This window comes from Arthrobacter sp. Leaf69, from assembly GCF_001422645.1.
Taxonomy (GTDB): Bacteria; Actinomycetota; Actinomycetes; order Actinomycetales; family Micrococcaceae; genus Arthrobacter.
Window position 1 is genome coordinate 141,586 of sequence record NZ_LMLR01000011.1, and the last position, 22,399, is coordinate 163,984.

Consider the following 22,399-nt stretch of genomic DNA (forward strand, 5'->3'; position numbering starts at 1 on the left):
CAGCATCCGCTACGCGCGGAACGCTTGCAGATTCATTTGCGGAACCCGTCCCCCCACCAATCGCGGACCCGGGCTGCACGCACCGCGTCAGCGGCGCACGGACGTCGCAATCACCGTCACGGCGTGTTCGACGGCGTAGACCGGGTCCCGGGACAGGCCCTTGACCTGGGCATCAGCCTCGGCGGTCACCTGGATGGAGCGGACGAGGCCTTCCGGAGTCCAGCGCCGCACTTCACGTTGCGCCTGCTCGACAAGCCAGGGCTGCATGCCCAGCTGCTTGGCAATCTGTGCCGAGGAACCCTGGGCCCCGGCAACTTTCGCGAGCGTGCGCAGCTTCGAAGCCAGGGCGGCCACCAGCGGCACCGGATCCGCCCCGGTGTCGAGGGCATGGCGGAGGGTGGAGAGCGCCAGCGGGGCGTTGCCGGCCATCGCGGCATCGGCCACCTTGAAGGCGGTGGCTTCCACCCGGCCTCCGTAGTACCTGTCCACCATGGCGGAATCCACCCCGGTGGAGGCGTCGGCGATCAGCTGGCTGCAGGCGGCAGCCAGCTCGGCCAGGTGGGCGCCGACGGCGTTGACCAGGGCGTGCACGGCGTCGGGATCGATGCGCCGGGATGCGGCCTTGAACTCGGAGGTCACGAAGGCGATCTTGTCCGCGTCCTTCTTCAGGGGCTGGCAGTCCACCACCGGCCACCCGCCGGCCTTGACGGCGTCGAGCAGTTTCTTGCCGCGCACGCCGCCGCTGTGGCGGAGGACCAGCACAGCGTCAGGTTCGGGTTGCTTGAGGTACTTGAGTCCGTCGGCCAGGAAGGCGTCGTTCATAGCCTCCAGACCTTCCACCTCAATGAGCTTCTGCTCGCCGAAGAGGGAGGGGCTGACGTTCATGGCCAGGGAGCCTGGCTCATAGTTGCCGGCGTTGAGCCGCGTGACTTCGACGTCGGGAGCTGCGGCGCGGACCTGCGAACGGACGCGGTCCATGGCCCGGGAACCCAGATAGTCTTCCGGTCCGCCGACCAGCACAACGGCGGCCGGGGTCACGTCGCGCCAGGTGGCGGTGTTCGACGCGGCGGACCGGGCGCGTGGGGTCTGGGCAGCAGCCACTGAGGTTTCCTCCCGGAAGATTGTTTGCAGACTCTAAGCCTGCCACGGCCCGGGCGGTGCACCAAGCCGGACGCGGCCCCGGCCGGCGCCGCCGAGGGGCCGGCGCGGCGGTGCAATCTGCCGTCGAGCCACACCACCACCCATCCATGCGCCGCCAGGGCCAGAGCGGCCGTGCGGGCCGGGTGGAAGAGCAACCACCAGGCGGCTAGTGTGCAGGCGGAGAAGAGGGACATCGTGGCGGCGCCGAATGCACCTTCCGGCCACGGCAGGACGGCGCCGGGCAGTCCGGCGAAGAAACGCGCGATTGCTCCTACGCCGGTGGCGAAGGCCGCCGCGATGCCCAACGGTGCGGCGGCGAGGGCCGGGACCAGCGGCACCAACGGCACGGCCGCGGTCCCCAGCAGGGTGACCGGGGCAACGAGGACGGCCGCGGCCATGTTGGCGGGCAGCGCGTACGCGGAGAACTGAGGCTGCAGCAGGACAATCGCGGGGCCGCAGAAAGCCTGCGCGGACAGCGGCACCGCTATCCCTGCGGCGATCCAGCGCGGCACGGCTTCCGGGAACCAGGTCATGATCGGCCGGCCCGTCACCACGATGCCGAGGGTAGCGAGGACGGACAGCAGGAATCCGAAGCTGGTGGACAGCTCCGGTTGTGCCAGCACCAGCCCGATCACGGCGAGGCACAGGAAGCTCAAACCCCGTCCGGGACGGCCGCCGGCCAGTGCCACCAGACCGATGGCGCCCATCACGGCTGCCCGGAGAACACTGGCGTCCGGGCCGACCATCAGAACGAAAAGGCCCAGCCCCGCCAGGCAGAGGACCTCCGTAAGCGCCCGGCTGAACCGCAGACTGCGCGCGGCGACAAGGAGGACGCCCAGGATGAGGCTGCAGTTGGCGCCGCTGACGGCGGTCAGGTGGGTCATTCCGACCGTCTTCATGGCAGCGTCCAACTCGGCATCGAGGGAGCTGGTGTCGCCGGTGACCATGCCAGGCAGGAGGCCGCGGGCGTCCCCGTCGAAGTGTCCGGCGGCTGCCGTGAAATCCTGACGGAGGGCGGCCGGGCCCGTTTGCGAGGGCCCTGCCACCGAGAGCATCAGCGGCGCGGAACTTGCCGAGAGGATGGCCGCTTCAGCCTGGCCCGGCTCGGGAGTCGAGAGCTTTCCGGTGGTGCGGAGCCGCTGCCCGGGGGCAGCCTGGTCCCAGCCGGCGCCGCCCATAACGAGCAGGGTGGCCTGCGCGCGGACGCGGCGCCCGTCAACGTGCATTTCGATCAGGTTCGCCGGCACTGCCCAGCGGTCCGCGAGCCCGGAACGGCCCACCGTTCTGAGCCGCCGGGGCGCACCGGCTATCTCCACTTCCACGGCGACGTCGGCCTGCGCAGCGACGTATCCGGCCACGGCACCGTCGTGCCGGCGGGACGTGTCCACCGCGGCGTGGCCGCCCGCCGCCGCGCCGAGGAGCAGGGCCACAGCCATGGTCGCCGGGAAATTGCGCCGGACAGTGCCCGTAAAGGGGATGTACGCGCCGCCAGCCCTGCCGTCAGCCCTGCCACCCACGCCGTCCGGCCCTCCGCCGGGGCCGCCGCCGGGAGGCCCCCGGAGCAGCAACAGTCCCGAGGCGGCTACCACCAGGGCCAGGCACAGCGTCGCCAGTGGCGCGGGGTGCAGGTAATGCCCCGCAGCCGCCGCGGCCCACACCAGCAATGCCGAGGGGACCAGGCGCACATCCATCCTGCGGAGCTTTTCCTCCCGGGCCGGGGTTGCCCGCTCCAGGAGTGCGAAGGACGCAAGCCAGTGACGAAGCCATAACCAGCGGCCGTACCGGCCGGCGTCGTGCCGTGGCCTGCGCCGGGGCTGGCCTCCGCCCGGTGGCGCGACGGTCCCGGGGGTCCGGCTGACGGCGGCGTCGATGTACCGTTGCCAGCGGCTGTGCCGTTTCATCTGTCCTTCTCCTCAGACCCGGACCAGGGGCAGCAGCGCCGCGAGCATCTTGGGTCCGACCCCGTCCACGGCATCCAGCTCCTCGACCCGCTGGAACTTCCCGTGCTGGCCCCGCCACTCGACGATCCGCTGCGCGAGCACCGGACCCACGCGCGGCAGGGTTGCCAGTTGCTCCACGCCGGCAGTGTTGATGTTGATCTTTCCCGCCGCGGCAGAAGATCCGTCAGGGCCCAACGGACCGCCCCCGCCGCCCGTGCCACCCGCGGGGGCAGCCCCGGACGGCAGGGTTTCGCCTTTCCGCGGTACCAGGACCTTCTGCCCGTCTTCGAGGACAGCCGCGAGGTTGAGCTGGTCGGAGTCCGCATCCGGGGCACTGCCGCCCGCCGCTTCGATGGCCTCGTGCAGGCGGCTCCCCCGCGGCAACTCCACAATTCCGGCACGCCGAACCGCACCGGCCACGTGCACGATGACGTTTCCGGGAGTCTCCCCCTCGGCTTTGCCGGGAGATTCGTCCGTGCCGGCCATGGATTCGCTTTCAGGTTCCGGCGCCTGCACGTCGGTGGCCTCGGCGCTCATGGAGCTTAGCGGGGCTACTTCCGCTGCGCCGTTGGCCGTCTGCCACCAGAACCAGCCCAGGAGCGCCAAGGCCAACAGGCACAGCAGGGCAGCGGCGCGCCGGCCGGTGCGCCACCTGATTCGGCTGGGTGGCGGCGGATCGTGCGGAGACGGGTCGCCGCGGCTCGTGGCAGGGGAAACAAACGGCGTCGCGTCGAGCAGCCCGGACCCGGAGCCAACGGCCGCAGACAACCTGCTGCCGGCGCTGCCCCGATCAACACTGGCCCGATCAGCACTGGGCCGAACAGCACTGGCCCGATCAGCACTGGCCCGATCAGCACTGGGCGGAACTCCCGGATGGTGGCGCGGCATGTGCCCATCGTACGAAGCATGGGGCGCACAGATCAGGGGTACCGGCGCCTATGTGGATACCTCGGGAGGCGCCAGGGGCCGGGGGGCGAGGCGCCGGGCAAGGGACCGCCGGGCATGGGACCGGCGGGCTAGGGGCAGGCGGGGGTTTCCGGAACGGCGGGAGCGTTGCCAACTCCGGCATCTCCGGGAAGCGGGGCGCTGTCCTCCCCCACGATCACGGCCAGAACGCCGAGGCCGGCGTGGGCAGCCAGCACGGCCGGAAGGGCGCTGATCTGCACGGGAGCGCAGCCGGGGACGGCGTCGGCCAGCTGCGCTGCGAGCTGTTCGGCCTCGGCCGGGTTGCCGAAATGGTGGACGGCGAGCCGGGCCTGTCCCTCGGGACGGGCGGCGGCGTCGGCCACCACGATCTCCTTGAGCCGGGCGATGGCCTTCGCCGCCGACCTCACCTTCTCGAGCGGAACCACCTTGCCGTCTTCCACCGCGAGGATGGGTTTGATGGAGAGCATGGTCCCCCAGAGCGAGGCCGCGGCGCCGATCCGTCCGCCCCGCCGCAGCTGCTCGAGGCTCGGCACATAAAAGTAGACCTTGGTGCGGGCCAGCCGTTGCTCAGTGAAGTCCCGCACGTCCGCCGCTGTCCTGCCGTCCGCCGCGGCGGCGACGGCGGCCTGCACACCCATCCCCTGCGCCATGCCCACGGTGCGCGAGTCCACAACTTCCACCGGGAAATCCACCCGGGCCGCGGCGAGGCGGGCCGAATCCGCCGTTCCGGATAATTCCCCGGATATGTGGACCGATACGACGGACTCGTACCCGTGCCGCTGGGCCGCACGGTAGGCCTGTTCGAACTGCCCGGGCGACGGGCGCGACGTTTTGACGGGTTTGCCACTCGCCAGGGCCACGGCGATCGTATCGGCGATGTCGTCCTCACCCTCGCCATAGATGTCAGTTCCGACCATGACGGGCATCGGAATAACCGTCAGGCGCCCGTCGACAGCCAAGCCCCGGACCCAGTCAGACGGGAGTGCCGCAGCAGAGTCCGTGACCACGGCCGTCCGCACGACGACGGCGGCGGGCACCGCTTCGGGGGCCGCTCCGCGGACGGCGAATGGCCGTGTGGCCTGACGGAACCCGCTGAGGCGCTCCTTCAGCCACGGCCACCCTGCGGGGTCGCGGTGGGGCACGAAGCACCTCCTGCTGTCTGCGCTTGCTGTCAGGCACGCGATGGTGGCCGGCCGCCGGCCGAAACCGGCGGCCGGGTCCCGGCTAGGCCGGGACGATGTTGACCAGTTTAGGCGCCCGCACGATCACCGTGCGGATCCCCCGGCCGTCGAGGGCGCGCTGGACGTTGTCCGAGGCCAGAGCGAGTTCGCGCAGCTCGTCCTCGCCGATCTCCGGCGAGACGTCCAGGCGGTCCCGCACCTTGCCCTGGACCTGAACGACGGCGGTGACCGTGTCCTGCACCAGGAGGGCCTCGTCGTGCGTCGGCCAGCCGGCGTTGGCCACGGAGGCAGGGTGTCCCAGCACGTTCCAGAGGTCCTCCGCCGTGTACGGCGCGAAGAGGCTCAGGATGACCGCGACAGTTTCGACGGCCTCGCGGACGGCCGGGTCGGCGCCGCCGGCGCCGCTGGCTGCGTCGGCTCGGTCGATCGTCTTGCGCGTAGCGTTGACCAGTTCCATGAGCTTGGCCACCACCACGTTGAACTTGTTGTGGTCCAGCAGCGCTTCCGCGTCGGCGATCGTGCGGTGGGTGACGGTGCGCAGGGCCCGGTCGCCGGTGGCAAAGTCGACGCCGGGTTCGCTGGTGACGTCCTGGCCGAGGCGCCAGGCGCGGGCCAGGAATTTCGCGGAGCCCGACGGCGACACGTCGGCCCAGTCGACGTCGTCCTCCGGCGGGGAGGCGAAGATCATGGTGAGCCGCACGGCGTCGACGCCGAACTTGTCCAGCTGCTCGCCGAGGTCCACGCCGTTGCCCAGGGACTTGCTCATGGCCTTGCCGCCGTTGAGCACCTGCCCCTGGTTCAGCAGCGCGCTGAAGGGCTCGTCGGCGTCAATCATGCCGAGGTCGTGGATGACCTTGGTGAAGAACCGGGCGTAGAGCAGGTGCAGGATGGCGTGCTCCACGCCGCCGACGTACTGCCCCACCGGCATCCAGTCGTTGATCTTCTCCGGATCAAACGGGCCGTCGGTGAACTGCGGTGAGACGAAGCGCAGGAAGTACCAGGAGGAATCCACAAACGTGTCCATGGTATCCGTGTCCCGCTTAGCCGGGCCGTGGCAGTTGGGGCACTCGACGTTGACCCAGCTTTCGACGGCGGCCAGCGGTGAGGTGCCTTTCGGGGACAGGTCCTCGCCGCGGAGATCCGCCGGCAGGGTGACGGGCAGCTGCTCGTCCGGGACCGGGACTTCGCCGCAGGAGGGGCAGTGGATGATCGGGATGGGGGTGCCCCAGAAGCGCTGCCGGCTGAGCAGCCAGTCGCGCAGGCGGAAGTTCACGAATTTCTCGCCCGTGCCCTGCTGCTGCAGGATCTCGATGGCGGCCGGGATGGCGTCGGCCTTGGGCAGTCCGTCCAGGGCGCCGGAGTTGATCAGGGTGCCCTCGCCCGAGGTTGCGGTGCCGCTGACCGCGGGGTCTTCCTCGCCGGTGTCCAGCACGGCGCGGACCGGCAGGTCGAAGGTGCGGGCGAAGTCGAGGTCGCGCTGGTCGTGTGCCGGGACGGCCATGATGGCGCCGGTGCCGTAGTCGGCCAGCACGTAGTCGGCGGCCCAGACGGGCAGCTTCTCCCCGTTGAGCGGATTGGTGGCGTACCGGCCCGTGAAGACGCCGGTCTTCTCCCGCTCCGTGGACTGGCGTTCGATTTCGGTGAGCGCCTTGACCTGTTCGCGGTACGCGTCCAGGGCGGCGGCGTGCTCTTCGGTGACCAGTTCGACGGCGAGCGGCGCGTCCGCGGCGACGACGAAGAACGTCGCGCCGTACAGGGTGTCCGGGCGGGTGGTGAACACCGTGACGTCCTTGGCGGGCTTGCCGCTGTCGGCCTCGATCACGAAGTTGACGTGCGCGCCTTCGGAGCGTCCGATCCAGTTCTTCTGCATCGCCAGGACGCGCTCGGGCCAGTGGCCGCGCAGCTCGTCCATGTCATCGAGCAGCCGGTCGGCGTAGTCGGTGATTTTGAAGTACCACTGGTTCAGCGACTTCTTGGTGACGGGGGTGCCGCAGCGCTCACAGGCGCCGTTGACCACCTGTTCGTTGGCCAGCACGGTCTGGTCGTTGGGGCACCAGTTGACCGGGGAGTTCTTGCGGTACGCCAGTCCGCGCTCGTAGAAGCGCTTGAAGAGCCACTGTGTCCAGCGGTAATACTCCGGATCGGAGGTGTGGATCCGGCGGGACCAGTCGGCAGAGATGGCGTAGCGCTTGAACGAGGCCGCCTGGGTGTCGATGTTGGCGTAGGTCCACTCGCTGGGGTGCGCATTGCGCTTGATGGCCGCGTTCTCGGCGGGCAGCCCGAAGGAATCCCAGCCGATCGGGTGCAGCACGTCGTAGCCCTGTTGGCGCAGGTAGCGCGCGACGACGTCGCCCATCGCGAACGCTTCGGCGTGGCCCATGTGGAGATCACCGGAGGGGTACGGGAACATGTCCAGCACGTACCGCCGCTCCTTCGACCCGTCATCGACGGGCGTGAAGACCTTGAGGTCTTCCCAGACCTGCGGCCACTTGGCTTCCATCGCCGCAAAGCTGTAGGCACCTTCCTCGGGTGCTTCCGCTGCGGCTGCTGCTGTTCCGGTCTCTGTCTCCGGCTGAACGCTCACTGCTGGCCTCTTCTGTTCTGTCAAGCCTTATGTACCGTCAAGTCTTGTGCCAATAAATCTCCCGGGCCAAGGCTGCTGTCCCGCCCTGCCCGCTCCCCTGCCGTCCGCCCAACGGGTCCAGACACACAAAAGCCCCTCGACACGGAGGGGCTGCCGCACGGCAATCCGAGTTCTCGTCGGGATGCCGGGCGGCTAGCTAAGCAGGAGGATCGCACGCATAGGACTACTTTAGCGCACCGCCCACTGACGACAGGTAAGTCGACACGAGCGGCTGAATCGGGCGGCGGGGATATGCCGAGCTGTTAAGGGGGCCCGGGAGCGGCTTCGGGCGTCCGCGAAGCGGGCGGGGCCCCCTTAACAGTGAAGGCATCGTCTCGTCGGGCTACTTCACGTCCTCGTCGACCCAGTCCATGGACTTGGTGACGGCCTTCTTCCACAGGCGCATCTGGCGCTCGCGCTCGGCCTGTTCCATGGTCGGTTCCCAGCGCTTGTCCTCGGCCCAGTTGGCTGAACACTCGCCCAGGTCCTTCCAGAAGCCGACGGCCAGCCCGGCGGCGTAGGCGGCACCCAGCGCGGTGGTCTCCACCACCTTGGGCCGGATCACCGGAACGCCGAGGATGTCCGCCTGGAACTGCATCAGCGCATCGTTGGCCACCATGCCGCCGTCGACCTTGAGTTCGGTCAGGGGCACCCCTGAGTCCGCGTTGACGGCGTCGAGCACCTCACGGGTCTGGAAGGCGGTAGCCTCCAGCGCCGCGCGGGCGATGTGGTTCTTGTTCACGAAGCGGGTCAGGCCGACGATCGCACCGCGGGCGTCGGAACGCCAGTAGGGAGCGAACAGGCCGGAGAACGCGGGCACAATGTACACGCCGCCGTTGTCCTCGACCGAGGCCGCCAGCGTCTCCACTTCGGGGGCGCTGCTGATCATGCCGAGGTTGTCACGCAGCCACTGCACGAGCGAACCAGTGACGGCGATGGCGCCTTCCAGGGCATAGTGCGGAGCGGCGTCGCCGAGCTTGTAGCCAACAGTCGTCAGCAGCCCGTTCTTGGAGTGGACGATTTCCTCGCCGGTGTTGAAGATGAGGAAGCAGCCCGTGCCGTAGGTGTTCTTGGCTTCGCCCGCCTCGAACGCGGCCTGGCCGAACGTCGCCGCCTGCTGGTCGCCCAGGATGCCGGCGACCGGAACCTCACGCAGCAGCTGGGACGTGTGGACCGTGCCGTACACCTCGGAGGAGGACTTGATGGCCGGCATCATGGAGGCCGGAACACCGAACGCGTCCATGATCTCCTGGTCCCAGGACAGCGTGTCGAGGTCCATGAACATGGTCCGCGAGGCGTTGGTGACGTCCGTGACGTGGACGCCGCCGTCGGTCCCGCCGGTCAGGTTCCACAGCACCCAGCAGTCGGTGTTGCCGAACACCAGGTCCCCGGCCTCGGCCTTGGCGCGGGCGCCCTCGACGTTGTCCAGGATCCACTTGATCTTGGTACCGGAGAAGTAGGTGGCCAGCGGCAGGCCAACCTTCTGCTTGAAGCGCTCCGGCCCCCCGTCCTTGGCCAGCTCGTCCACGATCGGCTGGGTGCGGGTGTCCTGCCAGACGATCGCGTTGTAGATGGGCTTGCCGGTGGTCTTGTCCCAGACCACCGCGGTTTCGCGCTGGTTGGTGATGCCGACCGCCGCGATGTCGTGCCGGGTCAGGTTCGCCTTCGACAGGGCGGCGGCGATGACCTCACGGGTGTTGTTCCAGATCTCGGTGGGATCGTGTTCCACCCAGCCTGCCTGCGGGAAGATCTGCTCGTGCTCCATCTGGCCCGACGAAACGATGCTGCCGCTGTGGTCGAACACGATGGCCCGCGTGCTGGTGGTGCCCTGGTCGATAGCGATTACGTACTGGTTCATGTTGACGTCCTTGTCTTGGGCTGGCTGTTGAATGAGTGCGTAGAAGGTGGGTTAGGCAGCTGCGGTGGCGATGATCGGCACGACTGCTGCCACGAGACCGGCCAGGCCGCCGCCGACCAGCGGTCCGACGACGGGAATCCAGGAGTAGCCCCAGTCCGAGGAACCCTTGCCCTTCATGGGCAGCAGGGCGTGGGCGATGCGCGGGCCGAGGTCACGGGCAGGGTTGATGGCGTAGCCGGTGGGACCACCGAGGGAGACGCCGATACCAACAACGAGCAGTGCCACTGCGAGCGGGCCAAGTCCCGAGGGTGTCCCCCCGAAGGTCAGGATGACGAAGACGAGGACAAAGGTGCCGATGATCTCCGTGATCAGGTTCCACGGGGTGGAGCGGATGGCCGGGCCTGTCGAGAAGACCGCCAGCTGGCTGGCGGGTTCCGGCTCGGCGTCGAAGTGCTGCTTGTAGGCCAGGTACATCACCACGGCACCGAGGAAGGCACCGAGCAGTTCCCCGCCGAAGTAGGTGAGGGTGGAGACGGCGTCGACGGGGACGCCGGGGGCGTACTCCGTCTTGCCGTTGAGCAGCAGGCCGAAGGTAACGGCGGGGTTCAGGTGGGCCCCGGACATCGCGGCGACGTAGACGCCGGAGAAGACGGCGATGCCCCATCCCCAGGTGACCATCAGGAACCCGCCGTTGTTGCCCTTGGTGCCTTTGAGTGCAACGTTTGCCACAACGCCGCAACCCAGCAGGGTCAGCATCGCGGTACCGAATACTTCGGACAGGAAAACTATTCCAAGAGACATCTTTGACTCCTCTATTTTCTGTTGTCAGCCCCTCGCGAGTTTGAAGGGCTGTTGGGCCGGCGCCGCGTTGGCGCCGCCGGCCGGCAACTGTGCCGGTTCCCCCAGAGGAACCACACAGTCCTTGCGGCCGGACGTCCCCCGTCCGGCCGCCGAGGTCTTTCAGGAGACCAGGCTGTGGACCTGGACGCCGTGGAATCGCTTGAGCACCTCCTGAGCGTGGGTGATCTCGGAGGTCCGCGTTGCCGCGTCCCAGCCCAGCGGGCCGGCGAGGATCTCGGCAACCTCGTTCAGGAGTTCGCCGGTCACCAGTCCCCTGAAGGCGAGGGACGTGCGGCGGATCAGGACGTCGACGAGGTGCCCGATCTGCTCGTTCCGGGCCATGAACTCCAGCTCGCGGACGCTCAGTTCCCGGGTCGAGTGCAGCAGCCGGTCCGGGGCGGCGTCGAGGAAGTTGATGACGTCCCCGGCCCGGGTGCCGTAGCGGGTCAGGAGCCCGGCGGTGCGGTCCGCGTCACGTCCGGCGGCCATGTGCGCCTTGATCCAGCGCTGCACGCCGTCCTCGCTGTCCGGGAAGCCGGCGCCGCCGCCGATGGCGAGTTTCGCCGTCGAGACCTTCCGCGGCATGCCGAGTTCGGCGAGGACGTCGTTGCTCAGGTGTTCGGCGAGGGCCCGGAAAGTGGTCCATTTCCCGCCGACGAGGCTGAGCACGGCGGCGGCGCCGCCACCCTGCCCGGCACCGGCGCGGCGCTCGATCCGGTAGTCACGGCTGACGAAGCCCGGCTGGGTGGCGTCGTGCTTGGGCAGCGGGCGGACCCCGGAGAAGGTGTAGACGATCTGGTCCCGGTCCACGGTGATATCCGGGAAGACGTGGCCGATGAGGTCGAAGAAGTAGTCGATTTCCGATTCAGTGCACACCGCGTCCTCTGCCATGTCGGCGTCGACGTCGGTGGTACCCACCAGGACCCGGTCCCCCATCGGGTAGATCAGTACGATCCTGCCGTCGGTGTGTTCGAAGAAGATCTCGCGGCCGTTGCAGGCGGCCAGCAGTTCCGGGTGGTCCAGCACGATGTGCGAACCTTTGGTGCCGCCCATGAAGGCCGACGCCGAGCCCATCGCCTCGTTGGTCAGGTCTACCCAGGCGCCGGTGGTGTTGACGATGACGTCCGCGGAGAAGTCGAAGACTTCACCGGTGAGCTCGTCCCGGAGTTTCACGGTGCTCCCGGTGCCCCGTTCGCCGGCACCGTTCTTGACGGAGACGAGGGAGAGGTAGTTGCTGGCCCGCGCATCACTCGCGCCTGAAGCGCCGGCCTTCTCGCCGTCCTGCAGCACGTCGAGGGTCAGCCGCTCCGGGTTGTGGACGGAGGCGTCAAAGTACGTGGCGGTGTACTTGATCCCGGGGTGCAGCCGCGGCAGTTCGGCCAGGGCACGTTTGCGGCCGCGGAACTGGTGCCGCGGCACGGTGCCGCCGTCGCGGGAGAAGAAGTCGTACAGGCTCAGCCCCACTTTGATCAGGAACGCCCCGCGTTCCTTGGGCGCGCCCTGCTGCTTGTGGGTCAGGAAACGCAGCGGAGCGGCGAGGACTCCGGAGAACGTGCTGAAGATGGGGATGGTGGTCTGCAGCGGCTTGACGTAGTGGGGGGCGATGCGCAGCAGCCGGTTGCGTTCGACGACCGACTCCTGGACGAGGCGGAACTCGCCGTTCTCGAGGTACCGGATGCCACCGTGGATCATGTGCGAGGAGGCTCCGCTGGCTCCCTGGCAGTAGTCGCCGCGCTCCACGAGGGCGACATCCACACCCTGCAGGGCCAGGTCCCGGAACGTGCCCACCCCGTTGATGCCGCCGCCGATGATCAGCACCTGGGCGTGGGGCCGCGTCCGCAGCTTCTGCACCGATGCTCGCTCGCCGGCCGATGCCTGGTTGCGGGCTAAATCCTTCTGTCCCAAGAACTACTCCTTTGGGGTTCGTCCTGTGCGGCGCGCCCCTTGGCGCGGCGCCGTTCAACACTATTCTTTGGAGTAATGGAAAATGGAGTCAAGCACTATGCACAAACGTGCAGAACGGAAATGGGATGACACCCTCACGCCACTCTGACGCCCTCCGCGCGGCCCAGTTGTATTACCTGCAGGACCTGACCATGGACGCCATCGCGCGGGAGCTCCGGACGTCCCGGTCCACCGTTTCGCGGCTGCTGTCCTCGGCCCGGGAATCGGGGCTGGTGCAGATCCAGATCCGGAGTCCGCTGGACACCGGCCCCGAGCTGGCGAGCATGATCCGCGCCGAATATAAGGTGGATGTGCACGTTGTTCCGGTCGTGGACACGCTGAATGAGGCGGAAACACTGGACCGCGTGGCCATGCAGGCAGCACGCACCATCGGCCCGCTGGTGGATTCCAACGCCATCATCGGCGTCGCGTGGGGTTCCACCCTCAGCGCCGTCAGCCGGCACCTGACCCGGAAGATCACCCATGACAGCGTGATCGTCCAGCTCAACGGCGCGGGCAACATGCAAACCACTGGCATCACCTACGCCTCCGACATCATGCGGCGCTTTGGCAGCGCTTACGGCGCACGGGTGGAACAGTTCCCGGTACCGGCGTTCTTCGACCACGCCGCGACCAAGAAGGCCATGTGGAATGAGCGCAGTGTGCAACGGATCCTTGAGCTTCAGGCCCGCATGAGCATTGCGATTTTTGGTGTGGGATCGGTCGACGCCGACTACCCCAGCCACGTGTACGCCGGCGGTTACCTCGATGAGGATGACCTGAACATCCTGGCCAACTCCGACGTCGTGGGCGATGTGGCGACGGTGTTCTTCCGCGCCGATGGTTCCTCGGACGGCATCACCCTGAACGAACGCTCCACCGGCCCCGACCTCGCGCAGCTTCGCCAGGTGCGCCGGAGGATCTGCGTGGTGTCGGGCGCCTCCAAGTTCAACGGCCTCCGCGGCGCCCTCGCCGCGGGACTGGCCACCGACCTGATCCTCGACGAGGCCAGCGCCCGGCGGCTTGTCAGCTTCGACGGCCTGGCGTGAACCCGACTGGCGTGGACCGGGCTGGCCTGATCCGGCCTGCCGTGGGGAGCCGCGGCGGCGGAGTCGGTAAAGTCGAGGTTATGAAACCCTCGCCCCGGCTTAGCCTCAACAATGGTGTCCTGATCGACCAGTTGGGGTTCGGACTCTACAAGGTGACCCCCGGAGACGCCGCCGGACTCGTGTCCATGGCGCTGGAGGCCGGCTACCGACATTTCGACACTGCCGCCATGTACGGCAACGAGACGGGCGTTGGCCGCGGTATCGGTTCGCTGTCCGGCTTCTCAACCCACGACGACGCCCGCGGCGGTTCCGGTGAGGCTTCCCCCGCGCTCTCACGCGAGGACCTCTTCGTCACCACCAAGCTCTGGAACGACGACCAGGGTTATGACGCCACCCTGCGCGCCTTCGACACGTCCATGGCCAACCTCGGCCTGGAATACGTGGACCTGTATCTGATCCACTGGCCCTGTGCGGAGCGCGGGCTGTATTCCGATAGCTACCGCGCGATGGAGACGCTGTACCGGGAGGGCAAGGCCCGGGCCATCGGAGTCTCGAATTTCCAGCCGGCCCACCTGGACCGCCTGCTCCAGACCGCCGAGGTGATCCCGGCCGTCAACCAGATCGAACTGCACCCGTGGCTCCAGCAGGAGGAGCTGCGCACCCTGCACCGTAACCTCGGGATCACCACCGAGGCGTGGAGCCCGCTCGGCCGCGGACAGGTCCTCCAGGATCCAGTGGTGCTGGACCTCGCGGCCGCGCATGGCAGGACCGCGGCGCAGATCATCCTCCGCTGGCATGTCCAGCTCGGCAATGTCGCCATCCCCAAAGCGAGCTCCCACGACCGGATCGGCGAGAACCTGGATGTCTTCGGCTTCAGCCTCGACGACGCCGCCATGCAGGCCCTGGCCGGTTTGGAACGTGGCTTCCGCACCGGCTCCCACCCGGACTCAGTCAATTAGGATCCATCGAATGGACAACGTGGCCACCGAGCCCTCCCCCGGCACTCCCCTGTTCAGCGACGGGCTGGAGGCCCGCACCCGCGCCGCCGAGGTGGTCCTCGGCGGCGCCAGGGTGGCCTATTGGAGCTATGAGCCGCTCCGCGTGACCCCGGAGACGCGGACCATCCTGGTCATCCACGGCTTCCGCGGCGACCACCACGGCCTGCTCCGGGTGGCCGACCAGCTCCCGGAGATGCGGCTCATCATGCCGGACCTGCCCGGCTTCGGCCGTTCGGCCGCCTTCCCGGGCGCCGAACACAGCGTCGAGAGCTACGTCCGGTTCGTTTCGGACTTCATGGCGGCGTTAGGCCTGGGCCCGGACACCGTCCTGTTGGGGCATTCCTTCGGCTCGATTGTCGCCAGCCACTTCGTGGCAGCCCACCCCGAAACCGTCTCGGAGCTGATCCTGGTCAACCCGATCGCTGCTCCGGCCCTCGAGGGGCCCAAGGGCTTCATGACCAAACTCGCCGTCCTGTACTACGAGGCCGCGGCACGTCTCCCCCGCCGGCTGGGACACGGCCTGCTGCGCAGCCAGCTGATCGTCCGGGTCATGAGCGAGACGATGGCGAAGACCAAAGACAAGCAGCTGCGTCGTTTCGTGCATGCCCAGCACAGCGCATACTTCTCCGTGTTCGCGGACCGGGAGAGCCTGCTGGAGGCATTCAAGGCCTCCGTCGGCGGAAACGTCGCCGACGTCGCCCGCAGCCTCACCCTTCCCGTTTTGCTGATCGCCGGGGAAAAGGACGAGATCGCGACGCTGCCGGACCAGCACACGCTGCTGGCCCTGCTGCCGGACGCGCACCTTGACGTCATCCCGGGCGTGGGCCACCTGATCCACTACGAGACCCCGGAACCCGCCGCGGGCTTCATCCGACGCTTCCTGAAGGACCACTCCGCGTGAAAATCCTTATCGATGCCCGTTTCACCCGGCTGGACCACCATGACGGCATCAGCCGCTACGGCGCCAGCCTGATTGCTGCCACGGCCAAAATCGCCGACGTCTCCATGCTGATCAGCGATGTCCGCCAGCTCGCCATGCTGCCGGACGTGCCCTACACGCTGATCAACAGCCCGCTGTCACCGGCCGAGCTGTTCATCGCCGGGAAGGTCAACAAACTCGGCGCCGATGTGGTGGTGTGCCCCATGCAGACCATGGGCAGCTGGGGACGCAAGTACGCCCTGGTGCTGACCCTGCACGACCTGATCTACTACGAGCACCCGGCCCCTCCCGGCTTCCTGCCGGCCCCGGTCCGGGTCCTCTGGCGGCTGTACCACAAGGCGTTCTGGCCGCAGCGACTCCTGCTGAACCGGGCCGACGTCGTCGCCACCATCAGCTCCACCACCGCCGCCCTGATCTCGAAGTACCGGCTCACCCGGCGTCCGGTCCGGATCGTGGGCAACGCCCCGCAGCACGGCCACACGACGCGGGACCCCGGGGCGGGAGCGGACAAGACGCTGCTCTACATGGGCTCGTTCATGCCGTACAAAAACGTGGAGACCATGGTCCGTGGCATGGCGGAACTCCCCGACATGAGCCTGCACCTGCTCAGCCGGATCACCCCGGAGCGCCGGGCGGAACTCGAAGCCCTGGCGCCGGCGGGCGCGGACATCGTCTTCCACAACGGCGTGACCGACGCCGAGTACGAGGCCATGCTGGGACGCACCACGGCCCTGATCAGCCTGTCCAAAGCGGAGGGTTACGGCCTGCCCCTCGTGGAAGCCATGTCCCACGGCACCCCGGTGATCGCCAGCGACATTCCGATCTTCCGCGAGGTGGGCGCCGACGCCGTCAGCTACGTCCATCCGGATTCGCCAACGGAGTTCGCTGCGGCGGTCCGGACGCTGGAGGACCCGGACCTGTGGAAGGCCCGTTCCCGCCGCTCGGTGGAGCGCGCCGCGGACTTCAGCTGGGATGAGTCCGCCCGCCGGCTGCTGGCCGTCGCGGAAGAGGCCGTGGCGCTGCGCGCACGCCGCGCGGGTAAGGCGAAGGGACAGGGCCGGAAGTAGCCGGCCTGCGGACCCCTAGAGCACGTCCACACCGTCGAGCCGCAGCTGCACGGGATCGTCGGTGCGTTTGGCGGCCGCGGCGACCTTGACCGCCCGCAGCACCTTCGTGACGTGCGCGGCCTGGCCGTAGGGGATGAACAGCAGCGTCCGGACGTCCTCCTCGGCGGTACCCGCTGCTTTCCCTTGGGTTCCTGCCTGGCCGGGGGCAGCGGCCAGCACGAGGGGGGCCGGGCCAGCTGTGCGCAACACGATGCCCTGCGCAGCCAGCTGCTGCTCAACGGCCTGGCTGAAATGCCCGACGGCGGTTCGGCCGCCGGTAATGGACGCGACCCGGACGGATGGGGGCAGCTGCAGCTCCTGGCGCAGCGACAGTTCCCGCTGGGCGTAGCCGGAAGGGTCCCAGCGCAGCAGGGCGCCCACGCCGGTAGCGTCGTCCGCGGTGATGACCACCAGGCCGCCTTCGCCCGCGGGGCGGACCAGGGCGGCCGCGTTGAACCACCGCCGGACGGCGTCCTCCCCCGCCCGCAGGTTTTCGCGGCGCAACAGCGAATCGCCGTCGAGCAGCAACGCCGCCGCGTAGCCGCCGGCCGCGACCGGTTCCGCGCCGACGGTGGCCACCACCAAGGCCTTCGAGTCAGGAACCGTGGCCAGCACCCGGTCCCCGGACGAGGTGATCACCGGCTTGCCCGGGAAGGCGCGGCCCAGCTCCTCGGCTGTGCGCAGGGCCCCCGTGGCGCCGCGCCGGAGCCGGACCCCGTTGCACGTGGTGCAGCGCCAAGCGGCGGCCGGCGTCGAACACCAGCGGCACTGCGGCACGGCGGAGCTCCCGGTGGCCCCGGCGATGGCGAGTGGCCCGCTGCAGGCAGGGCAACGCGCCGGTTCACGGCAGTTCTCGCAGGCAAGCGACGGCGCGTAGCCCGCCCGCGCCACCTGGACCAGGACCGGGCCGCGTTCCAGACCGTCCTTCGCGGCACGCCAGGCGGCGCCCGGCAGCCGGGCGACCCTGGCCAGCGGATCATGTTCGAGTTCGTAGCTGTCAGCGGTGTTCAGTACCCGCGGAACGTTCCGGCGGACCACGGAGCGGTCCGCCTCCACGGGACGCGCCCAGCCTGCCTCGACGAGGCGCTGCGCCTCGGTGCTCCGGGTGTGCCCGGCGAGCAGGCACGCTGCGCCCTCCTGTTCGGCGCGCAGCAGCAGGACTTCGCGGGAGTGGGCATACGGTGAGCGCTGCTCGATGTGCAGATCGTCGCCGTCGTCCCAGCAGACCACAAGACCGAGATGATGGACGGGCGCGTACGCGGCGGACCGGGTGCCGACAGCCACCCCGGCTGCGCCGCTGAGGATTCGCAGGAAGCTGCGGTAGCGCGGTGTCTGGCCGTCGTCGGCGGTGAGCCGGGCGATGTCCCCGGCGGGCAGGATCTGCAGGAGGGCCGCTTCCACCCGGTCCAGGTCCCGGTAGTCGGGCACGACGACGACGGCGCCGCGGCCGGACAGGCGGACGGCGGCCACGGCCTCGGCGATCAGCCGCGGCCAGCCTCCGGCCCCGAAACCCTGGAGCGCGCTGAGCACGGCCCGCGGCGACTCACCTGCATTGAGGTGCTGCAGGAAGGCCGGGCCGTTGCGGTAGGAGGCCCAGCCGGAGGATTCCAGGCCGGCGGGGATGGACGCTCCGGCCCCGGCGGCGTCATCAGCGAAGAGAGCCGGATCCAGGACACCCTCAGGCGCAAGGTCCTTCTCGAGTTTCGCCATCCGCGGCGGCACGGCCACACGCAGCACGTCGCTGACGCTGCCGGCATACCGCGCTGCCACACGTGCGGCGAGTTCGGCGACGGCAGGCACCAGCACGGGAACGGGAGAGACCACCTTGTGCAGTGGCACGAGGGGGTGGCCGGCATCGGACTCCGCCACCCGGTCCATGAGGTATCCGGCAAGTTCCTGGCCGTTGAACTTCACCTTCACCCGGACACCGGGCTGAGCAGCCGTATCCAGCGTGGCGGGCACGCTGTAGTCGAAGGGCCGGTCAAGGTGCGGGAGGGAGGATTCCAGCCGCACCCTGGCCACCGGGAGCCGGGCAGCCAGGGCGGGGCCGGTTGCTGCGGCCGCGGTGGAGGGAAAGCCGTGGAGCAGCGAAAGCTGCAGGGGCTCGTCCGACGCCGCGGCGCCATGGAACTGGCTCATCGCCCGGGTCCTCCCTTCAGCAACAGTTCAGCGCCGGTCACGTGGTGGCCGGCTCAACAAAGAAGAGCCAGGCCGCCGTTACCGGCGGCCTGGCTACAGCACATCACAGGGCAGTGACACTAAGTCACCACCGCGACTATTCAACAGCGCGGCAATTCAGGACAGTGACCTTGTTTCGAGGTTTCGAGCTGGCGCCGGCGGACGCCTCAGGCGTTGAAGAAGGCCTTCAGCTCGTCCACGCGGTCGAGGCGCTCCCACGTGAAGTCGGGGTCCTCGCGGCCGAAGTGGCCGTGTGCCGCGGTCTTGGCGTAGATCGGACGCTTGAGGTCGAGGGCATCGATGATCGCCCGCGGGCGCAGGTCGAAGATCTCGGCGATCGCGGCGCTGATCCTGGCCGGATCCACGGTCTCGGTACCGAAGGTCTCGACGTAGGTTCCCACCGGGCGGGCCTGGCCGATCGCGTAGGCGATCTGGATTTCCGCGCGCTTCGCGAGGCCTGCCGCCACAACGTTCTTGGCCACCCAGCGCATCGCATATGCCGCCGAGCGGTCCACCTTGGACGGATCCTTGCCCGAGAAGGCGCCGCCGCCGTGCCGGGCCATGCCGCCGTAGGTGTCCACAATGATCTTGCGGCCGGTGAGGCCGGCGTCGCCCACCGGGCCGCCGATGACAAACGCGCCGGCCGGGTTCAGGATGTTCCTGGTCCGAGAGATGTCCAGGTTGGACAGCGCCATGACCGGGTCCACCACGTGGGCGGCGAGGTCGGCGCGGAGCTGGTCCAGGCTGGCACCCTCGGCGTGCTGGCTGGAAATCACGACGGTCTCGACCGAGACAGGCCTGTCGCCGTCGTAGCCTACGGTGACCTGGGTTTTGCCGTCGGGGCGCAGGTACGCGAGCTCGCCGTTCTTGCGGACTTCGGTCAGCCGCTCGGAGAGCCGGTGCGCAAGCCAGATCGGGACCGGCATGTAGGAGGGGGTCTCGTCGCTGGCGTAACCGAACATCAGGCCTTGGTCGCCGGCGCCCTGGAGGTCGTAGTCGTCCTCCTGGCGCCCTTCGCGGGCTTCGAGCGAGTTGAAGACGCCTCCGGCGATGTCGTTGGACTGCTGGCCGATGGAGACGGACACGCCGCAGCGGGCGCCGTCGAAGCCGTTGGCCGAGGAGTCGTACCCGATGCCCAGGATGGTCTCCCGGACGATCTGCGGGATTTCGACGTAGGCGTCCGTGGTGACCTCGCCGGCGACGTGGACCAGCCCGGTGGTGGCCAGCGTCTCCACGGCGACCCTGGACTCGGGGTCCTTGGCCAGCAGGGCGTCGAGGATGGCATCGCTGATCTGGTCACAGATCTTGTCGGGATGTCCTTCGGTCACCGACTCGGACGTGAACAGCCGGAGCGAGGCGGGCGTGGACCCGTGGAAGTCGGGGATGTGCAGCGGTAAAGTCACTCAACTACCTTACTGGTTGGAAAACGGACGTCCGGCGGCGTGTGTCCCCGTGCTAAGGAGACGTTGCTTACGCCAGGCTCAGGCCGGCGGGACAACCCGGCTCAGCTCGGCGCTGATGCGGTCGATCACGGCAGCCGCCACGTCGGATTTGGAACCCGACGCCTCTTGGGGTTCGGAGCCGGTGCGGGAAAGGATGACTACGGAGTTCGTGTCCTCGCCGAAGACTTTGTCCTGACCCACATGGTTAACCACCAGCAGGTCGCACGCCTTGCGGCGCAGCTTGGCATCGGCATAGTCCAGGACATCGCCGTCGGCGTCGCCGGTCTCGGCCGCGAAGCCCACGATCAGCTGGGTGCGGGAGGCCGCATCCCGCACCTCGACGAGTTCCCGCAGGATGTCCGGGTTCCGGACCAGTGTGATGACGGGATCGGCGACGTCGTCGCGCTTCTTGATCTTCGTGCCGGCGACATCCGCCGGGCGAAAGTCCGCGACGGCGGCGGCCATGATGATGACGTCGGAATCGGCGGCGGCGTGCAGGGCGGCCTTGCGAAGTTCCAGGGCGGTCTCCACCCTGATCACGTCGACGCCGGCCGGCGGCGGAACGTCCATGTGGGCGGCCAGCAGCCGGACCCTGGCACCGGCGTCGCGGGCGGCGGAGGCCAGCGCCACGCCCTGCTTGCCGGAGGAGCGGTTTCCGAGGAACCGGACGGGGTCCAGTGGCTCGCGTGTGCCGCCGGCGCTGATCGTGACGGTGAGCCCGGCCAGCGGACGGCCGGGCGCCGGCGAGGAGGGTACGGCGTCGGGCGCCGGAACGTCCGGTGAGTTGGGCACCGCCGGCGCACCGGCGAGGGCGAGGGCCGCTTCGAAAATGGCCTCGGGTTCGGGCAGCCGGCCCGGCCCGGAGTCGGATCCGGTCAGCCGGCCGGAGGCGGGCTCCAGCACGGTGACGCCCCTGCTGCGGAGAGTCTCGACATTGGCCTGGGTTGCCGGGTGCTGCCACATTTCGGTGTGCATGGCCGGGGCCATCAGCACCGGGCAGTCGCCGGCCATCAGCAGGGTGTTGCTCAGGAGGTCGTTGGCTTGGCCGGTGGCGGCGCGCGCCAGCAGGTCGGCTGTGGCAGGGGCCACCACGATCAGCTCGGCTTCGTGGCCGAGGCGGACGTGGTTGACGGTGTGCACGTCGTCGAAGACGCTGTTGCTGACCGGATGCCCGGACAGCGCTTCCCACGTGGCGACGCCGACGAAGCGGGTCGCGGCCTCCGTGGGGATGACGGTGACGTCATGGCCGGCTTCAGTAAAGAGCCGGAGGAGCGACGCCACCTTGTAGGCGGCTATCCCTCCCCCGACTCCGAGGACTATGCGCACGTGACCTCCGTCTGCGTCTGCGGAATTACTCTGCAGGTTCGATCGGCGTGGAAACGAGCTTGCCTTCGTTGATTTCGCGCAACGCGATGGAGAGCGACTTCTCGTTCAGCTTGGTGTCGACCAGCGGGCCGACGTACTCGAACAGGCCCTCGTGCAACTGGGCGTAGTAGGCGTTGATCTGACGTGCGCGCTTGGCGCCGAAAATCACCAGTCCGTACTTCGAGTCGGCAGCCTTCAGCAGCTCGTCGATCGGCGGGTTGATGATGCCTTCAAGGTTCGTGGACACGAATTCTCCAAATTCTAACGGGCCGATACGTCCCGGCGCCTAGCGTGGGTTCGGGGTCAGCCCCATGAGTGAAACAAGCTCGTCCGCTGCCCGACGAACGTCATCATTGATGACGGTGTGGTCAAACTCCGGTTCAGCGGCAAGTTCTAGTTTAGCGGTTTCCAGCCTCTGCTGCTGTTCTTCCGCTGTTTCCGTGCCGCGGCCCACCAGGCGGCGGACCATTTCGTCCCAGGTGGGCGGCGCCAGGAACACGAATTGTGCATCCGGGACGGCTTTCTTGACCTGCCGCGCACCCTGCAGGTCGATCTCCAGGAGCACCGACCGGCCGTCGGCGATCGCGGCGTCGACGGTGCTGCGGAGCGTGCCGTAGCGGTTGCGGCCGTGGACCACGGCCCACTCCAGGAGTTCGCCGTTCTCGACCAGGGCGTCGAATTCCTCGGCCGACTTGAAAAAGTAGTGGACGCCGTCGATCTCGCCCGGGCGCGCCGGGCGGGTGGTCGCCGAGACGGAAAGCCAGACGCCGGGATAGTTGTCCCGGATGTAGGTGGACACGGTGCCTTTACCAACAGCCGTCGGGCCGGCGAGGACTGTCAGTCCCGGTTTGTTGCTCACATATTCCTT

The 22,399-nt window shown here is 68.6% G+C and carries 17 protein-coding genes; 4 read left to right on the plus strand and 13 right to left on the minus strand.

What is annotated here, in order from left to right; translation table 11 throughout:
* Positions 1–87 precede the first annotated feature (87 nt).
* The 8 genes from holA to ASE96_RS10160 form a co-directional block, all read right to left on the minus strand.
* Positions 88–1,101, minus strand: coding sequence for a DNA polymerase III subunit delta (gene holA / locus ASE96_RS10125; RefSeq protein WP_056429546.1), 1,014 nt, complete (start codon positions 1,099–1,101; stop codon positions 88–90).
* Positions 1,035–3,041 (minus strand): ComEC/Rec2 family competence protein, encoded by a 2,007-nt coding sequence (locus tag ASE96_RS10130; protein WP_056429548.1) that lies wholly within the window; start codon positions 3,039–3,041, stop codon positions 1,035–1,037. Before ASE96_RS10130 ends, holA begins: the two co-directional genes overlap by 67 nt.
* Positions 3,042–3,053: 12 nt before the next feature.
* Entirely contained in the window at positions 3,054–3,848 is a 795-nt protein-coding gene (locus tag ASE96_RS10135; RefSeq protein ID WP_235500198.1) for a helix-hairpin-helix domain-containing protein, read from the minus strand.
* Positions 3,849–4,096: 248 nt separating this feature from the next.
* Positions 4,097–5,149 carry a DegV family protein gene (locus tag ASE96_RS10140; RefSeq protein WP_200913036.1) on the minus strand — a complete coding sequence of 351 codons (1,053 nt, stop codon included), beginning with the start codon at positions 5,147–5,149 and terminating at the stop codon, positions 4,097–4,099.
* Positions 5,150–5,231: 82 nt separating this feature from the next.
* The gene (leuS, locus tag ASE96_RS10145; RefSeq protein ID WP_056429553.1) at positions 5,232–7,772 is read right to left on the minus strand and encodes a leucine--tRNA ligase; all 2,541 of its coding nucleotides are present in this window, start codon (positions 7,770–7,772) and stop codon (positions 5,232–5,234) included.
* Between the two features lie 382 nt (positions 7,773–8,154).
* Positions 8,155–9,669 carry a glycerol kinase GlpK gene (gene glpK, locus ASE96_RS10150; protein ID WP_056429555.1) on the minus strand — a complete coding sequence of 505 codons (1,515 nt, stop codon included), beginning with the start codon at positions 9,667–9,669 and terminating at the stop codon, positions 8,155–8,157.
* 51 nt (positions 9,670–9,720) lie between these two features.
* A complete protein-coding gene (locus tag ASE96_RS10155) occupies positions 9,721–10,470 on the minus strand; it encodes an MIP/aquaporin family protein (RefSeq protein ID WP_056429557.1) in 750 nt (249 codons plus the stop codon).
* Positions 10,471–10,629: 159 nt separating this feature from the next.
* The gene (locus tag ASE96_RS10160; RefSeq protein WP_056429559.1) at positions 10,630–12,414 is read right to left on the minus strand and encodes a glycerol-3-phosphate dehydrogenase/oxidase; all 1,785 of its coding nucleotides are present in this window, start codon (positions 12,412–12,414) and stop codon (positions 10,630–10,632) included.
* 125 nt (positions 12,415–12,539) lie between these two features.
* On the opposite strand from ASE96_RS10160, the gene ASE96_RS10165 reads away from it, so the two are divergent.
* The 4 genes from ASE96_RS10165 to ASE96_RS10180 all read left to right on the plus strand — a co-directional run bounded on the left by ASE96_RS10165 (position 12,540) and on the right by ASE96_RS10180 (position 16,507).
* Positions 12,540–13,502: a sugar-binding transcriptional regulator gene (locus ASE96_RS10165; RefSeq protein ID WP_056429560.1), complete on the plus strand. Its 963-nt coding sequence runs from the start codon at positions 12,540–12,542 to the stop codon at positions 13,500–13,502.
* 80 nt (positions 13,503–13,582) lie between these two features.
* On the plus strand, positions 13,583–14,461 hold the full coding sequence (locus ASE96_RS10170) for an aldo/keto reductase (protein WP_056429562.1): 879 nt from the start codon (positions 13,583–13,585) through the stop codon (positions 14,459–14,461).
* A 10-nt stretch (positions 14,462–14,471) separates the two neighbouring features.
* Entirely contained in the window at positions 14,472–15,401 is a 930-nt protein-coding gene (locus ASE96_RS10175) for an alpha/beta fold hydrolase (protein WP_056429563.1), read from the plus strand.
* Positions 15,398–16,507, plus strand: coding sequence for a glycosyltransferase family 4 protein (locus ASE96_RS10180; RefSeq protein WP_056429565.1), 1,110 nt, complete (start codon positions 15,398–15,400; stop codon positions 16,505–16,507). Before ASE96_RS10175 ends, ASE96_RS10180 begins: the two co-directional genes overlap by 4 nt.
* Before the next feature lie 15 nt (positions 16,508–16,522).
* Here ASE96_RS10180 and ASE96_RS10185 read toward each other — a convergent pair whose 3' ends face one another.
* From ASE96_RS10185 to gmk, 5 genes are all read right to left on the minus strand, one after another.
* Complete coding sequence (locus ASE96_RS10185) at positions 16,523–18,685, minus strand: primosomal protein N' (protein WP_056429567.1); 2,163 nt, start codon at positions 18,683–18,685, stop codon at positions 16,523–16,525.
* A gap of 206 nt (positions 18,686–18,891) precedes the next feature.
* Positions 18,892–20,127 (minus strand): methionine adenosyltransferase, encoded by a 1,236-nt coding sequence (metK, locus tag ASE96_RS10190; protein ID WP_056429569.1) that lies wholly within the window; start codon positions 20,125–20,127, stop codon positions 18,892–18,894.
* Positions 20,128–20,205: 78 nt separating this feature from the next.
* Complete coding sequence (locus tag ASE96_RS10195) at positions 20,206–21,492, minus strand: bifunctional phosphopantothenoylcysteine decarboxylase/phosphopantothenate synthase (RefSeq protein ID WP_056429571.1); 1,287 nt, start codon at positions 21,490–21,492, stop codon at positions 20,206–20,208.
* 25 nt (positions 21,493–21,517) lie between these two features.
* Complete coding sequence (rpoZ, locus tag ASE96_RS10200; protein ID WP_011692102.1) at positions 21,518–21,778, minus strand: DNA-directed RNA polymerase subunit omega; 261 nt, start codon at positions 21,776–21,778, stop codon at positions 21,518–21,520.
* Positions 21,779–21,817: 39 nt separating this feature from the next.
* Positions 21,818–22,390, minus strand: coding sequence for a guanylate kinase (gene gmk / locus ASE96_RS10205; RefSeq protein ID WP_056429573.1), 573 nt, complete (start codon positions 22,388–22,390; stop codon positions 21,818–21,820).
* Positions 22,391–22,399: the final 9 nt, after the last annotated feature.

Bases quoted from the DNA above. Each gene is read 5' to 3' on its own strand.
- ASE96_RS10130 (WP_056429548.1), bottom strand. From the start codon at position 3,041: ATGAAACGGCACAGCCGCTGGCAACGGTACATCGACGCCGCCGTCAGC.
- glpK (WP_056429555.1), bottom strand. From the start codon at position 9,669: ATGAACCAGTACGTAATCGCTATCGACCAGGGCACCACCAGCACGCGG.
- ASE96_RS10155 (WP_056429557.1), bottom strand. From the start codon at position 10,470: ATGTCTCTTGGAATAGTTTTCCTGTCCGAAGTATTCGGTACCGCGATG.
- ASE96_RS10165 (WP_056429560.1), top strand. From the start codon at position 12,540: ATGACACCCTCACGCCACTCTGACGCCCTCCGCGCGGCCCAGTTGTAT.
- ASE96_RS10170 (WP_056429562.1), top strand. From the start codon at position 13,583: ATGAAACCCTCGCCCCGGCTTAGCCTCAACAATGGTGTCCTGATCGAC.
- ASE96_RS10175 (WP_056429563.1), top strand. From the start codon at position 14,472: ATGGACAACGTGGCCACCGAGCCCTCCCCCGGCACTCCCCTGTTCAGC.
- ASE96_RS10185 (WP_056429567.1), bottom strand. From the start codon at position 18,685: ATGAGCCAGTTCCATGGCGCCGCGGCGTCGGACGAGCCCCTGCAGCTT.